13 protein-coding genes are annotated in these 13,954 nt (G+C 37.7%); 3 read left to right on the forward strand and 10 right to left on the reverse strand.

The annotated features are described in order from the left end of the window. Nucleotides 1-5: 5 nt before the first annotated feature. Together NSCAC_RS06895 and NSCAC_RS06900 are read left to right on the forward strand one after the other, a co-directional pair. Nucleotides 6-884: a PfkB family carbohydrate kinase gene (locus NSCAC_RS06895; protein ID WP_197744089.1), complete on the forward strand. Its 879-nt coding sequence runs from the start codon at nucleotides 6-8 to the stop codon at nucleotides 882-884. An 11-nt stretch (nucleotides 885-895) separates the two neighbouring features. Then, the gene (locus NSCAC_RS06900; protein WP_197744090.1) at nucleotides 896-1,132 is read left to right on the forward strand and encodes a hypothetical protein; all 237 of its coding nucleotides are present in this window, start codon (nucleotides 896-898) and stop codon (nucleotides 1,130-1,132) included. Between the two features lie 7 nt (nucleotides 1,133-1,139). Here NSCAC_RS06900 and argJ read toward each other — a convergent pair whose 3' ends face one another. From argJ to secA, 3 genes are all read right to left on the reverse strand, one after another. Further along, nucleotides 1,140-2,357 (reverse strand): bifunctional glutamate N-acetyltransferase/amino-acid acetyltransferase ArgJ, encoded by a 1,218-nt coding sequence (gene argJ / locus NSCAC_RS06905; protein WP_197744091.1) that lies wholly within the window; start codon nucleotides 2,355-2,357, stop codon nucleotides 1,140-1,142. Nucleotides 2,358-2,394: 37 nt separating this feature from the next. Then, on the reverse strand, nucleotides 2,395-3,333 hold the full coding sequence (locus tag NSCAC_RS06910; protein WP_197744092.1) for a DUF2232 domain-containing protein: 939 nt from the start codon (nucleotides 3,331-3,333) through the stop codon (nucleotides 2,395-2,397). A gap of 64 nt (nucleotides 3,334-3,397) precedes the next feature. Continuing rightward, nucleotides 3,398-6,127 carry a preprotein translocase subunit SecA gene (gene secA, locus NSCAC_RS06915; protein WP_197744093.1) on the reverse strand — a complete coding sequence of 910 codons (2,730 nt, stop codon included), beginning with the start codon at nucleotides 6,125-6,127 and terminating at the stop codon, nucleotides 3,398-3,400. Between the two features lie 63 nt (nucleotides 6,128-6,190). On the opposite strand from secA, the gene NSCAC_RS06920 reads away from it, so the two are divergent. After that, nucleotides 6,191-6,544, forward strand: a complete 354-nt coding sequence (locus tag NSCAC_RS06920) for a DciA family protein (protein ID WP_197744094.1) — start codon at nucleotides 6,191-6,193, stop codon at nucleotides 6,542-6,544. A gap of 1 nt (nucleotide 6,545) precedes the next feature. Here the strand turns inward: NSCAC_RS06920 and lpxC are convergent, their stop codons facing one another. The 7 genes from lpxC to murC are packed head-to-tail and all read right to left on the reverse strand — an operon-like array spanning nucleotide 6,546 to nucleotide 13,947. Next, nucleotides 6,546-7,460 carry a UDP-3-O-acyl-N-acetylglucosamine deacetylase gene (lpxC, locus tag NSCAC_RS06925; RefSeq protein ID WP_197744095.1) on the reverse strand — a complete coding sequence of 305 codons (915 nt, stop codon included), beginning with the start codon at nucleotides 7,458-7,460 and terminating at the stop codon, nucleotides 6,546-6,548. A 51-nt stretch (nucleotides 7,461-7,511) separates the two neighbouring features. Further along, nucleotides 7,512-8,654, reverse strand: a complete 1,143-nt coding sequence (gene ftsZ, locus NSCAC_RS06930) for a cell division protein FtsZ (RefSeq protein WP_197744096.1) — start codon at nucleotides 8,652-8,654, stop codon at nucleotides 7,512-7,514. A 43-nt stretch (nucleotides 8,655-8,697) separates the two neighbouring features. After that, on the reverse strand, nucleotides 8,698-9,933 hold the full coding sequence (gene ftsA / locus NSCAC_RS06935; RefSeq protein ID WP_197744097.1) for a cell division protein FtsA: 1,236 nt from the start codon (nucleotides 9,931-9,933) through the stop codon (nucleotides 8,698-8,700). Beyond that, complete coding sequence (locus tag NSCAC_RS06940) at nucleotides 9,926-10,714, reverse strand: cell division protein FtsQ/DivIB (protein WP_197744098.1); 789 nt, start codon at nucleotides 10,712-10,714, stop codon at nucleotides 9,926-9,928. Before NSCAC_RS06940 ends, ftsA begins: the two co-directional genes overlap by 8 nt. 13 nt (nucleotides 10,715-10,727) lie before the next feature. Further along, the gene (locus NSCAC_RS06945; protein ID WP_197744099.1) at nucleotides 10,728-11,660 is read right to left on the reverse strand and encodes a D-alanine--D-alanine ligase; all 933 of its coding nucleotides are present in this window, start codon (nucleotides 11,658-11,660) and stop codon (nucleotides 10,728-10,730) included. Beyond that, nucleotides 11,657-12,553 (reverse strand): UDP-N-acetylmuramate dehydrogenase, encoded by an 897-nt coding sequence (gene murB / locus NSCAC_RS06950; protein ID WP_456298405.1) that lies wholly within the window; start codon nucleotides 12,551-12,553, stop codon nucleotides 11,657-11,659. The genes NSCAC_RS06945 and murB overlap by 4 nt, the downstream gene beginning before the upstream one ends. Continuing rightward, nucleotides 12,550-13,947: a UDP-N-acetylmuramate--L-alanine ligase gene (gene murC, locus NSCAC_RS06955; protein WP_197745339.1), complete on the reverse strand. Its 1,398-nt coding sequence runs from the start codon at nucleotides 13,945-13,947 to the stop codon at nucleotides 12,550-12,552. Before murC ends, murB begins: the two co-directional genes overlap by 4 nt. Between the last annotated feature and the right edge of the window lie 7 nt (nucleotides 13,948-13,954).

Consider the following 13,954-nt stretch of genomic DNA (forward strand, 5'->3'; position numbering starts at 1 on the left):
ATAAGGTGGCAAACATCTTAGGTGTTGGCAATGCTACTTTAGATATTATTCATGGCGTAGTTTCTTATCCAGAGGAAGATAATGAAGTAAGAGCCGCTTCCAAAGTATGCTGTAGTGGTGGAAATTGTCTAAATACTTTAACTGTATTAAAGCAGCTTGGGCATGATTGTACCTTTATTGGAACTTTAGCTAATGATATGGATGGTACCTGTCTTCAGCAAGAAATAAAAATACAGGGAATCAATATTAATCACTGTCCTATAATATCGGGTAAAACTCCCACTTCTTACATTCTTCTAAGCAAAGATACGGGTGCTCGTACCATTGTTCATTATCGAGATTTACCAGAATTAAGTTTTGAAGATTTTAATCATATAGACCTCTCGCAGTTTGATTGGCTCCATTTTGAAGGACGTAATTTACCAGAAATATCTAAGATGCTCTCCTTTACTAGAACAGAATTTCCAACGCTTCCTTGTTCTATAGAGATTGAAAAGCCAAGAGAAAATATAGAATCTTTATTTTCTCAAGCAGATGTATTATTTTTTTCTCAGCACTACTTAACTTATTTAGGTTGTGCTCATCCAGAAGATTTTCTAAATACACTACAAGGGAAATTTCCCCATAGACAAATAGATAAAATTTGTCCTTGGGGTGATCAAGGGACTTATGGTATGTTTTCTAGTGGGGAGCTTTTTCATGAACCTGCATACGTTCCAAGACAAATAATCGATACCTTAGGGGCAGGAGATACATTTAATGCGGGCTATATTCACGCTTGTTTGAATAAATATTCTTTTCCTAAGCGGCTTCATTTTGCTTGTCGAATCGCTGGTGAAAAATGCGGGCAAAAAGGGTTACATAGCTTAACTAATATAATTTAAGACTTTATTTTATGCGTACTTTTAATGATGATAATGGAGTAGCTTGGCAAGCAGCCCTTCTTGAAGCTTCCTATGGAAATATTATGCTGGTTTTTAGTCCCTTGAAGGGAGAAGAGCATAGAAAAAAATTTATGGATACGCCAAACTTAGCGAAAGCAGATCAAGAATTTTTAAGCTTTAGTGAAGAGGAGCTGCGCACTATGCTAAGAGAATCTACACTATGGGATCCAGCAGCTGGATTAGAGTAGTTATCTTTTAACTTCGATATTCTGCATTAATTTTGACATAATCATAGGAAAAATCGCAGGTCCAAATTTGGCTGCTCATTTTACCTCGACCTAAAACAACTTTAATAGTAATCTCCTCAGCTTTCATTACCTTTTGACCTTTTTCCTCAGAATATTCTGGATCAATAATCCCTTGACCAATGACACAAAGATCATTTAAATAAAATGAAACTTTATTTACATCTAAATTTGGAATATCACTACGACCTATAGCGGCAAGAATCCTTCCCCAGTTAGGATCACTAGCAAAAAATGCAGTTTTCACTAAAGGAGAATGGGCAATGGTGTAAGCTACCTGAGTGCACTCTTGAGTAGTTGCTCCCTCTACTACTTCGATAATAATAAATTTAGTTGCCCCTTCACCATCTCGCACAATAGCTTGTGCTAAATATTGACAAACTTGTGTGAGCGTTTGCCGAAAAATTATAAAATCTTGACTATCTATCGATTTAATAACGGCAGGCTTCTTTCCAGTAGCAAGAAGTACACAAGCATCATTAGTGGAGGTATCTCCATCTACTGTAATCCGATTAAAACTTTCTTCCACAGCTTGATTGAGACAAGTTTGTAGCAAAGATTTTGGAATCTTTACATCGGTAGCAAGAAATGCAAGCATGGTAGCCATATCTGGGCGAATCATACCTGACCCTTTAGCGATTCCAGTAATAGTTACTGTATGACCCTGAAGTGTACATTGAGCTGAAACCCCTTTAGGTACTGTATCAGTCGTCATAATCCCTCGAGCAGCTACTTCCCATCCAGCAGGCGAAAGATTATTCCATAACTTTGGTATTCCTGCTTGTATTACTGCAACGGGTAATGGTATACCAATGACTCCTGTGGAGAAAGGTAACACCTGAGTTATTTCTGTATGATCCAACTGAGCTAAGGTAGTACAACAAGTTTTTGTATCTACTAATCCTTGAGTACCAGTACCTGCATTAGCATTCCCAGAATTAATAAGTAGCAGATGAGGGGAAGTTTGCGCTAAGTGAGTACGTGCAAGAGTAACAGGAGCCGCACAAAAGGCATTGCGTGTAAATACGGCTGCACAGCTACTTTCCTTTGATGCCTTAATAACTACTAGATCAAGCCGATTTTGGTATCTAATCCCTGAAGCAATTGCTCCAAGTTCAATACCTTTAATAGGGATCAGTTTTGATAATTGAGAAAGACCAACAGCCATTAAAGCACTCCTTCAATACCCCAAAGATAGTCACTAACTATGCATGGATATTATCTGAAGAGGAAAATATATTTAAATCTACTAGACTTCTTATTATGCCTATAAGTGCTACTCCTTTAATAATCAAGGTAGGGGCAGAAAAAAGAGCAATATAGAGGAGAATAAGCCACCAGCCGGATAATTTTTTTGAAGCTAAAATAGCATATAAAGCAGCAACACCCTGAAAGAAGTACAACATAATTGCTACCATAAGCAGATCTACCCATACACTTCCAGGCCCTGGTAAAATTTCTACTGTAATCAAAATTCCTAAAATAACGATCAACCCTGTAAGAATTCTAGGTAATTTTAGACTTGAAAGTTCAGTACGGAAAGTTGTTGCTTGGTTTAAAAATGACTGCCATTTCCTAGCCAATAATACAGTACATATTAAGCTGGCTTCAAAAAACATAGCTACAAATCCATCCATAAGTTCTAAAGCTCCTTCATTAACAAATCCTTGTACAGTAGCACCAGGTACTAAGGAAATATGTTGTTCTAGCCATTTCTTCCACCAAAGAGACATATTATCAGCTACTGAATGAGTACCTACTACAAAAAGTACTATAAAAAACCCTACGATTAAAAACGTAACGGTAAGAGATCGGCTAGCACGTAATATAAGCATAGAGACAAAATTAGGTAACCATAGTGTAAGTAAAAGAGGCAAAACCACATCTACCTTATGGGGGCCTAATATGTTAATACTAGAAAAAGCCATAAATAAAGCAATTGCTGCAGCCCCAATACCTACAATCAGCGCTTCTCTAGTTTTTTTTTCTAGGACAACTAACCCAATAATTGCACCGTGGAGATAAGCAAATAAAGGAAAGAAAAAGGAAAGAGCACCTGCGAGCCCGCCTATAATAATAGCAAGACTGTTATATTGAATAAGCAGAAAAGTTGCTTCTCTAAGATCAGTGCTAATTTTACTCATGGTTAGTCACCTCTAAAGATAAGGAGCGTATACAAAATTATAGTATTTTACTATGGTAGATAGCTTAATTTAACTTTCCATGGCAGTGCTTAAATTTTTTTCCAGATCCACAAGGGCAAATCTCGTTACGCCCTACTTTCCGTCCTTCTCTTATATAGGGAGTTTTATTAGTTTCATGAGCATCATCTAGATTTTTAGAATCAATTTGCGGTTGTTCTGACTCTATCATCGCATTTGCTGATTCATGCTGATACTGCATGGTAGCCTGGTTACGGCGTTGGTGTTCAACCGCTTCTACATCTGCTTCTGTCTGTATTTGTACTTTAGCTAATAAAGTGACTACATCATGTTTGATATGTCCTAGCATTCCCTGAAATAATTCGAAGGCCTCTCGTTTAAACTCTTGTTTTGGATTTTGTTGTGCATAGCCCCGTAAATGAATCCCTTGGCGAAGATGATCCATCGTAGCTAAATGCTCTTTCCACTGGTAATCTAATACCTGAAGCATGGCTGCTTTTTCAAAGTGGCGCATGATCTCTGCACCCACTGATTCTTCTTTAGCTTTGTAGGCTACATCTACAGCTTCAATAATATGCTCCCGAAGTGTTTCTTCATGTAAAGATTCATCTGCATGTAACCATTCGGTAAGATTAAGATGAAGATTAAACTCGCTGGCAAGTTCTTCCTGTAATCCATGAACATCCCACTGCTCATCAAGACTGCCAGGAGGGATATGCTGGCTTATAGCGGTATCAATTACATCATGGCGAATATCTGTTATGGTTTCAGAAATATCGCTAGCTCTCATCAGATCATTGCGCTGCTCATAAATTACTTTACGCTGATCATTGGCTACGTCATCAAATTCTAAGAGCTGTTTACGAATATCAAAGTTATGTCCTTCCACTTTACGTTGGGCATTTTCAATCGCTTTTGTTACCCATGGATGCTCAATAGCTTCTCCTTTTTCCATACCTAGTTTATTCATCAAACCTGAAATTTTATCTGATGCAAAAATACGCATAAGACTATCTTCCAAAGATAAATAAAACCGACTTGAACCCGGATCTCCTTGCCGACCTGATCGTCCTCTAAGTTGGTTATCAATTCTTCTAGATTCATGGCGCTCGGTACCAATAATGTGTAACCCACCGTTTGCCTTTACTTGTGCTTGTCGCTCCTGCCAGGCTTGTTTTACTTGTGTTTTTTGTTCTTCACTCGCATCTTCACCTAAAGTAGCCAAGTCTGTTTCTAAACTACCCCCAAGAACAATATCGGTACCCCGACCTGCCATATTAGTAGCGATCGTAACCGTGCCTGCTTTTCCTGCTTGAGCAATAATGTGGGCTTCTTTTTCATGGAATTTGGCATTGAGTACTTGATGTTGAATGTTCTCTTTAGTGAGTAACTTTGAAAGTAACTCTGAGGTTTCAATTGATGCAGTTCCTACTAATACAGGTTGATTACGATGGCAACACTCTTTAACATCTTCAGCAATCGCTTGAAATTTCTCTTGAGCAGTTAAGTAAACTTTATCTCCATGATCTTTGCGAATCATAGGTAAGTGGGTAGGGATAACTACAACCTCTAGATCATAAATCTGCTGAAATTCATAGGCTTCTGTATCGGCAGTACCAGTCATTCCAGAAAGCTTTTCATAGAGACGGAAATAGTTTTGGAAAGTAATGGAAGCAAGAGTTTGGTTTTCGCTTTGAATTGAAACCCCTTCTTTTGCTTCTACTGCTTGATGCAATCCCTCTGACCAGCGTCTACCCGGCATCGTTCGCCCAGTAAATTCATCTACAATAATTACTTGATCATCTTTGACGATATAGTCTACATCTTTATGGAAAAGCACATGAGCGCATAAAGCAGAACTAATATGATGCATCAAACTAATATTAGCAGCATCATAAAGATTCTCCCCCTCTTGCATTAAACCAAGCTGGTGGATAATCTGCTCTACTTTTTCATGACCTGCATCCGTTAAATAGACTTGGCGTGCTTTTTCATCTACTGTGTAATCTCCAGGACCTTCTTCCTCTTCTTGCTTATTTAATTGGGGAATAACTTTGTTAATTCGCTGGTATAGTTCTGAGCTTTGCTGTGCAGCTCCAGAAATAATTAGGGGAGTACGTGCCTCATCAATAAGAATTGAGTCTACCTCGTCTACAATAGCATAGTGTAATTCTCGTTGAACTTTTTCTTCTAAGCTAAAAGCCATATTATCTCTAAGATAATCAAAGCCAAATTCATTATTAGTACCATAGGTAATATCCGCATTATAGGCTGCTTTTCGCTCTGCAGGTTCCATATTAGAGAGGATTACTCCAGTAGATAGACCTAAAAACTGATATAAAGATCCCATCCATTTAGAATCTCTTTGTGCAAGATAGTCATTAACGGTTACTACATGGACTCCTTTTCCCGGCAGAGCGTTAAGATAGGCTGCAAGAGTGGCAACTAATGTTTTACCCTCCCCTGTACGCATTTCAGCGATTTTGCCATCATTGAGCACCATAGCTCCTATAAGCTGTGCATCAAAGTGGCGCATTCCTAATACCCGTTTGCCTGATTCTCGTACTACTGCAAATACTTCTGGTACTAAATTATCTAGATCCTCACCTTGGGCTAGGCGATTTCGAAATTCCTTAGTTTTTTCTTGTAATTGTTCATCACTTAAATTTGATATGCTCGGTTCAAATGTATTAACTTGATCGACTATTTTATTCAGATTCCGTAATAAACGATCATTGCGGCTACCAAATACTTTATTGAGGAATTTAATTACCATAAGACTACTAGGATTTGATTTTTAATATTAAAAATAGGTTAGGTTTAATATAATGTTGGTACTTTGAAAAAAATTATAGCAGATGCCTCTATGCAAACGACTCTAAGTCCCCAGCCTATAAATAAGCTGATTCACTGTGCTCAAGGAAATCTCCAATATATATTTAACCGCTCCAAGTTTTTACAAGAACTCTCATTAAGAGTAAATCAATCTTTACCTAAAGAGATAGGATCTTACTGTACAGTTGGAAATATTCGTGGTAGTTTCCTTATTTTATATACTGATTCTGATTCTCGGGCTAGTCTATTACGCTATTATGTACCTACTATCATAAGAGATATTCAGCAATATCTAAAAACTACAATCTCATATAAAATAAAGATCAGAATACAACCACTACTTTTTGATTCAGATTAATTCATACTATGGCTAAAGGAGAGGAAAATAAAAAAGGAGTTGATTTAGCTTTTTTTTCAAATGTAACAATTTCCCAAGCTGTTTTATCTGCTATAAGTTGGCAAAGTAGTTTATTGTTCAAAGTATGACCAGATTTATACCCTTTAAAAGCACCAATAAGTGTATAACCTAATAAATAGAGATCGCCAATCGCATCTAAGACTTTATGACGTGCAAATTCATCTTTGTACCGTAACCCATCCTCATTAATTACTTGATAGTCATCTACTACCACTACATTTTTTAGGTTAGCACCTAGTGCTAAATTTAGCTCCCTTAATCGATTCACATCCTTCATAAACCCAAAAGTTCGCGCTCGGCTTATATCCTTTGTGAAAGAGGTAGAAGAAAAATCAATCTCGACTCCTTTGGGGCAGTCCTTGAAAGCAGGATGATCAAAATCAATAACAAATGAAACTTTAAACCCATTAAATGGATCGAATCTTGCCCATCGATCCTCTTCTTCTATGAGAAGGGATTTTTTAATGCGAATATAGCGTTTAGGAGCTTCTTGAGTAATAATACCCGCCGATTGAATTAAAAAAACAAAAGGACCTGCACTACCATCCATGATAGGTACTTCTGAACTATTTAGATCTACATAAGCATTATCAATACCCATACCAGAAAAAGCGGATAATAAATGTTCTACTGTTGCGATTTTTATATCACCACTTATAAGAGTGGAAGAAAGAATAGTATCCCCTACGTTCCCTACATATGCTTTTATTTCTACTAGAGGATCAAGATCAACTCGGCGAAATACAATACCAGTATCTATTGGTGCAGGGTGTAAAGCAAGACAGACAGATTCTCCTGTATGTAATCCAATACCTGTTGCTTGTATTGAATTTTTAAGAGTACATTGTTTTATCATTAAAAAAAGAATTAGTATATAATAGGTGCAGAAGGGCGTAATTTTTTATACTTAATCTGCTTGGCGACGTAGAAATGCAGGCACATCTAAATAATCCATACTATTTTCATTTCCTTCCATAGATTTCTTATTGTATTGCGATGAGTGATGGCGAATTACAGTAGGTCGATCTAATTGAGCATAATCAATAGGATCATCAATATTGGATGAATCAAAATGAGCAGATGGTTTTCTTTCAGATTGTCCTAACCCAGTAGCAACTACAGTAACTCTCAGTTCATCTTCTAAGCTTGGATCAATAACTGTACCTACGACCACAGTGGCGTTATCAGCTGCATAGTCTTTAACCGTATGTCCTACTTCTTCAAACTCACCAATAGACATATTGGCACCACCCGTGATATTTACTAATACGCCACGGGCACCTTTTAAACTAATGTCCTCTAGAAGAGGGCTTGCCACTGCAGCTTCAGCTGCTAATCTTGCTCTCTCTTCACCTCTAGCACTTCCAGATCCCATCATAGCCATACCCATTTCTGACATTACAGTGCGTACATCAGCAAAATCCACATTAATCAACCCGGGGCGAGTAATTAATTCTGCTATGCCTTGAACCGCACCAAGAAGTACATCATTAGCCGCTTTAAATGCATTAAGCAAACTAATACTTTTACCTAATACAGGCATCAATTTTTCATTAGGTATCGTAATGACAGAATCTACATACTGTGTAAGCTCTTGAATACCTTTCTCTGCGATGGCTGCTCGTTTACGTCCTTCAAAAGCAAAGGGGCGAGTTACTACCGCAACGGTAAGGACACCTAGCTCTTTTGTTACTTGGGCAACAACAGGTGTTCCTCCAGTTCCAGTTCCTCCGCCCATTCCAGCAGTAATAAAAACCATATCAGCACCATTAATGACTTCCATAATTCGCTCTCGATCTTCAAGTGCTGCTTGGCGGCCTATTTCTGGATCTGCTCCTGCTCCCAATCCTTTCGTAATGTTATTGCCAAGCTGGAGTATAGTTTGTGCGCTACTGTCTTTTAGTGCTTGAGCGTCGGTATTAGCAACAATAAAATCCACTCCTTCTATTTTGGCATCTACCATATGGCGAATAGCATTACCACCACCCCCTCCAACCCCGATCACCTTAATTACAGCACTTTGGGTATAAGAATCCATTAACTCAAACATATGTAGTGCTCTCCTATTATCAGGATTTTAGTTTTGTAAATTATTAAAAATTTCCTTGAAACCAAACTCTCATTTTTTCCCATATCCCCGTTACGCTTCTTAGGGAACGATTTTCTAAACTAGGAATATGACGATGATTTTGACCAAAAAGAAGTAATCCAATGCCTGTAGCATGAGCAGGATTTTGTACAATATCTGTTAGTCCTGTCATATAACCAGGGACACCAAGCCTTACAGGAAAATTAAAAATTAATTCTGCTAAATCAATAGCTCCTTCCATTTTTGCACTTCCTCCCGTGAGGACAATCCCAGCGCCTAATAACTCTTCATAGCCGCTGCGCTGTAATTCCTGCAAAATAAGTTTAAGTAATTCCTCATAACGAGGCTCTACGACACTAGCCAAAATTTGCTGAGATAGCCTGCGTGGTGGTCGATCTCCTACGCTTAGTACTACTATATTTTCCTCTGTAGAGGCTAATTGGGTCAATGCACAAGCATGCTTTATCTTTATATCTTCAGCATATTGAGTAGGTGTACGTAGAGCTACAGCAATATCATTAGTAATTTGATCACCTCCGATAGGAATCACTGCTGTATAGTGGATAGCACCATTAATAAAAATGGCAATATCAGTAGTTCCACCACCGACATCTACTAAACATACACCAAGCTCTTTCTCGTCATGAGTAAGTACTGAATAACTAGAAGCAAACTGCTGCAATACTATATCATCAGCATCTAGACCGCAGCGGCGAATACATTTAATAATATTTTGTGCTGCACTTAAAGCACCGAAAACTAAATGTACTTTAGATTCTAGGCGTACTCCAGACATACCTATAGGATCTCTAATTCCTTCTTGATTATCAATCGTAAATTCTTGAGGAAGTACATGAAGTACTTTTTGATCTGCAGGAATAGCTATAGCTCGAGCAGAATCAATAACACGAGCAACATCTTCTGGACTAACTTCTTTATCACGGATAGCAACTATTCCATGAGAATTCAAGCTACGAATATGATTGCCAGAGATCCCTGTAAAAACGGAGTGGATACGGCAGCCAGCCGTTTGCTCTGCTTGTTCTACCGCTCTTTGAATAGATTGGACTGTAGAATCAATGTTAACAACTACTCCTTTTTTTAACCCATGGGATGGGTGTACCCCAACACCTACTATTTCTAGCTCTCCTTCAGGATGAGCTTCTGCAACAATAGCGGCTACCTTTGAAGTGCCTACATCTAAGCCAACAATTAGATTCTTATCACCATACCTAGACATCTAATACTGCCTCACGAGCCCAGCTAGGTATTTCATTATTATGCCAAATTACTGAAAACCCATTAGCGTAACGCATATCTACTCTTTGTATATCTTCTTGATGTTGTCGTAATAGTAGAAGATAAATTTGGTGGAATTTGATCAGACGTTGCTGATTATATGCTTTGCCAAGTACAAGTTCTATTCCATTATTAAAAATGATGTAGCAATCCTGCCGATCTCCGATGGAGAATTCAATAATTCTCAATCCTAATCCTTGTAATTGTTGTTGCGTTGTTTTAAATCGATTAACTACTCGTTGTTCGCTACCAGTATTACCAATAATTTTTGGCAGATTTTGTGGGAAACTCTCTAAGGGAGGAGAAAATCGTATTCCATCTATACTAACTAAAGATTTGTCTCCCCAGCGAGCTAGAGGAATTTGCTCTTTTACCTGTATCTTTAGCTGATCTGGCCAAACTCTACGCACTTTTATTTGTGCTATCCAAGGTAGTTTTCTGGTAGCTGCTTGTACTGATTTTAAGTCTATGCCGAAAAACCCCTTTGCAACATCACTGGCAATGGCATTATTAATATCTTGTTTATTAAGATGCTTAAATTCCCCTTCTATACTCACCTCTTGTAGTGGGAGTCTTTTAGGATCCAAAAACCACTTAGTTCCTAAAATAATTAATCCAGCTAAAGATAATAAAAATAACCCCTGTCCTATTATTTGCAACAATATAGGCCGTAATGATGGTTTTGGGCGGCTTGCTCCACGAATTTTTTTATTTTTTAGCATAACTTGTAATATTTCAATAGTTTTTCTCGCTACTTTCTAATATTTTTAAAACGAGATTATTAAAGCTAATACCAGCTGCTCTTGCTGCCATAGGAATAAGGCTATGATTAGTCATACCGGGTACTGTATTCACTTCTAATAGATATGGATTACCCTCCTTATCACATTTAAAGTCTACTCTTCCCCACCCGCTTGCACCAAGTGTATCAAAAGCTTGTAGTGCAATATCTTGCAACAATCTTTCCGATTTACGTGAAAGACCACAAGGACAGAGATAGCGGGTAGTATTTGCAAGATACTTAGCTTCAAAATCATAGAATTTATGGGGGGTTTCTAGCCTAATTATAGGTAAGGGCTGTCCTAGAAGGATGCTTGCAGTATATTCTACCCCTGAGAGCCACTGTTCTGCTAGTATTAGATTATCAAAAACTTTTGCTTTGCTATAAGCAATCTCAAAATCCTCAATACTATCTACTCTAAAAATACCAACACTCGATCCTTGTCTTGCTGGTTTTACGATAAGAGGTAGGCTTAATTGCTGAGCTACTAGAGGAAAATTAGTGGTTTCATCAAGCAGTAAAAAATCTGCAGTAGGTAACTGTAATCCTCGCCAAAGCTGTTTACTCTTTAGTTTATCCATTGCTAGAGCAGAACCTAATACACCACTACCAGTATAAGGAATTTCTGCAAGATCTAGCGCTCCTTGGATGATCCCATCCTCTCCACCTCTTCCATGAATTGCGATAAATGCACGTTGAAATTGCTCTATTTGTAATTGATCTATCGTGTACTTATTAACATCTATACTATAGGCATCTATTCTTTCATCTATTAATGCTTGTAGCACAGCTTGCCCACTCTCTAGAGAGATATCCCGCTCTGAAGAATTTCCTCCCATAAGTACAGCTACCTTACCCCAATCTTGCTTTTTAGTAATCAATTTCATATAGATGATCCTATAATATGTACTTCTGGGGTTAAAGTAATACCTTGCTTTCGACTCACTACATTTATGATAAGCTGTATTAAGTATTCTATATGAGCTGCTGTTGCCCCTCCTTTATTAATAATAAAATTTCCATGTTTTTCAGAAATTTGAGCATTGCCCATAGAAGTACCTTTAAGTTGGCTTAGCTCAATGAGTTGACCTGCTTTTCTGTTTATAGGATTACGGAATACTGAACCGGCACTAGGATAGTGCACAGGTTGTGTTTGATTGCGTTGTCTTAGCAAAGTACTAATACGCTGCTTCCCACTATTTCCTAGAACAAATTTTAGTTTTACTGCTAAGAACCACTCTTTTTTTGGCTTATAAACAGTACGATAACTAATCTTATAGTCTTTAGGAGAACGTTGGTGAATAATTCCTCCTATGGTTACCGTTTCTACACTTGTGACCAATTCCCATATTTCATACCCAAAAGCACCTGCATTCATTGTAAGAGCCCCTCCAATAGTGCCTGGGATTCCTGCGAGAAATTCAGCACCACATAGACCTTCTTTCATACAAAACTTGGCTAATTTAGCACAAGTTACACCAGACTCAACCCATATTTCAGTATCATTTAGTCGTCTTATATTGTTTAAAGTACCTACAGTAGTAACTACAGTACTGGGTAACCCGCAGTCTCGTACCAGTACATTGCTTCCTAAACCAAGCCAGAATAAAGGCTCTTCTTTAGGTAAAATTTTAAGAAATGCCAGTAGATCTTCTCTATCTTTTGGTTTATATAGATATTTTGCAGGTCCACCTACTCGCCAAGAAGTATATCTGGCCATTGGAACGTGTTGTTCTAATTTTCCTCGGAGAAAAGAGATATCTAAAATACTAGATGTCAATTGATTTCTATTTTTAAAGAAATGGCTAATTGTTTAGCTAGGGCTGCAATATCGCCTGCACCTAAAGTAAGTAGAATATCCTCTTGCTGAAGGATATTTATTAAAAATTCTGCTGTTAGATTATTTTTTTTTATAAACAATGGTCTTATTCCGCTATACTTTTCTAATTCCTCTTGTAAAGTAAGACTATCTATTCCTGGAATAGGCGCTTCTCCTGCACTATATATTTCTAACAAGATAAGTAGATCTATGCGAGATAGTATATGGATAAATTCTTGAAATAAATCTCGAGTTCTGGTATAGCGGTGCGGCTGAAAAACAACAACTAATCGACGATTAGGCCAACCAGATCTAATTGCCTCTATAGTTGAGGCAATTTCTTGAGGATGATGTCCATAATCATCTATTAATAAAATAGATCCAACTAATGTATTAATTTCTCCATAAGATTGGGATCGCCGCTCAATTCCAGAAAATACTTTTAATCCGCTTTGAATGATTGTTTCTTTTATCCCTGCTTCATAGGCTACAATCGTTGCTGCTAGTGCATTTAATCCATTATGGATTCCAGGGAGATTTAAAGATAATTCTAACCAATGGTTCTGGTCTGGTTTGTCTACTAAAAATTTAATATGACCCTGTTTTTGCTGTAGGGTATGAAGACGATAATCTGCATCTTCAGAAATACCATAAGTAAGTATAGGTCGCTCAATGTCAGGAAGTAATAACCTTAAAGTAGGATCATCAATACAAAGAACAGCTAACCCATAAAAGGGGAGACGGTGCAAGAATGCCAAAAACGCTTTTTTAAGTACGTCAAAATCTCCCTTATAGGTATCCATATGATCTGCATCAATATTGGTGACTACTGCTAGAAGAGGCTGTAAATGCAAAAAAGAAGAATCACTTTCATCTGCTTCAGCGATCAAATATTCACCGTTTCCTAAACGGCTATTAGCTCCTATACTATTTACCTTTCCACCAATAATAAATGTAGGATCCAATTTAGCCTCGCCAAAAATACTTGCAATAAGGCTAGTGGTAGTCGTTTTACCATGGGTGCCAGCTACGGCTATTCCGTAACGAAAACGCATCAGCTCTGCAAGCATTTGTGCTCTTGGTACGATAGGAATGAGTTGTGCTCGAGCTGCGAGTAGTTCTGGGTTATCTTTATGAATTGCACTTGAAGTAACTACAACATCACACCCTTGAATATATTGAGCATGATGACCAATATTAATTTTTGCTCCTAAATTAACTAATCTCTCTATAAATTGGTTTTTATTTAAATCCGATCCTGAAATTTCATAGCCTAGATTAATAAGTACTTCAGCGATTCCTCCCATACCTACACCACCAATACCAATTAAGTGAATGCGCCTAATTCGACGCATCATCGGG

It is taken from the genome of Candidatus Nitrosacidococcus tergens (genome assembly GCF_902810445.1).
GTDB lineage: Bacteria > Pseudomonadota > Gammaproteobacteria > Nitrosococcales > Nitrosococcaceae > Nitrosacidococcus > Nitrosacidococcus tergens.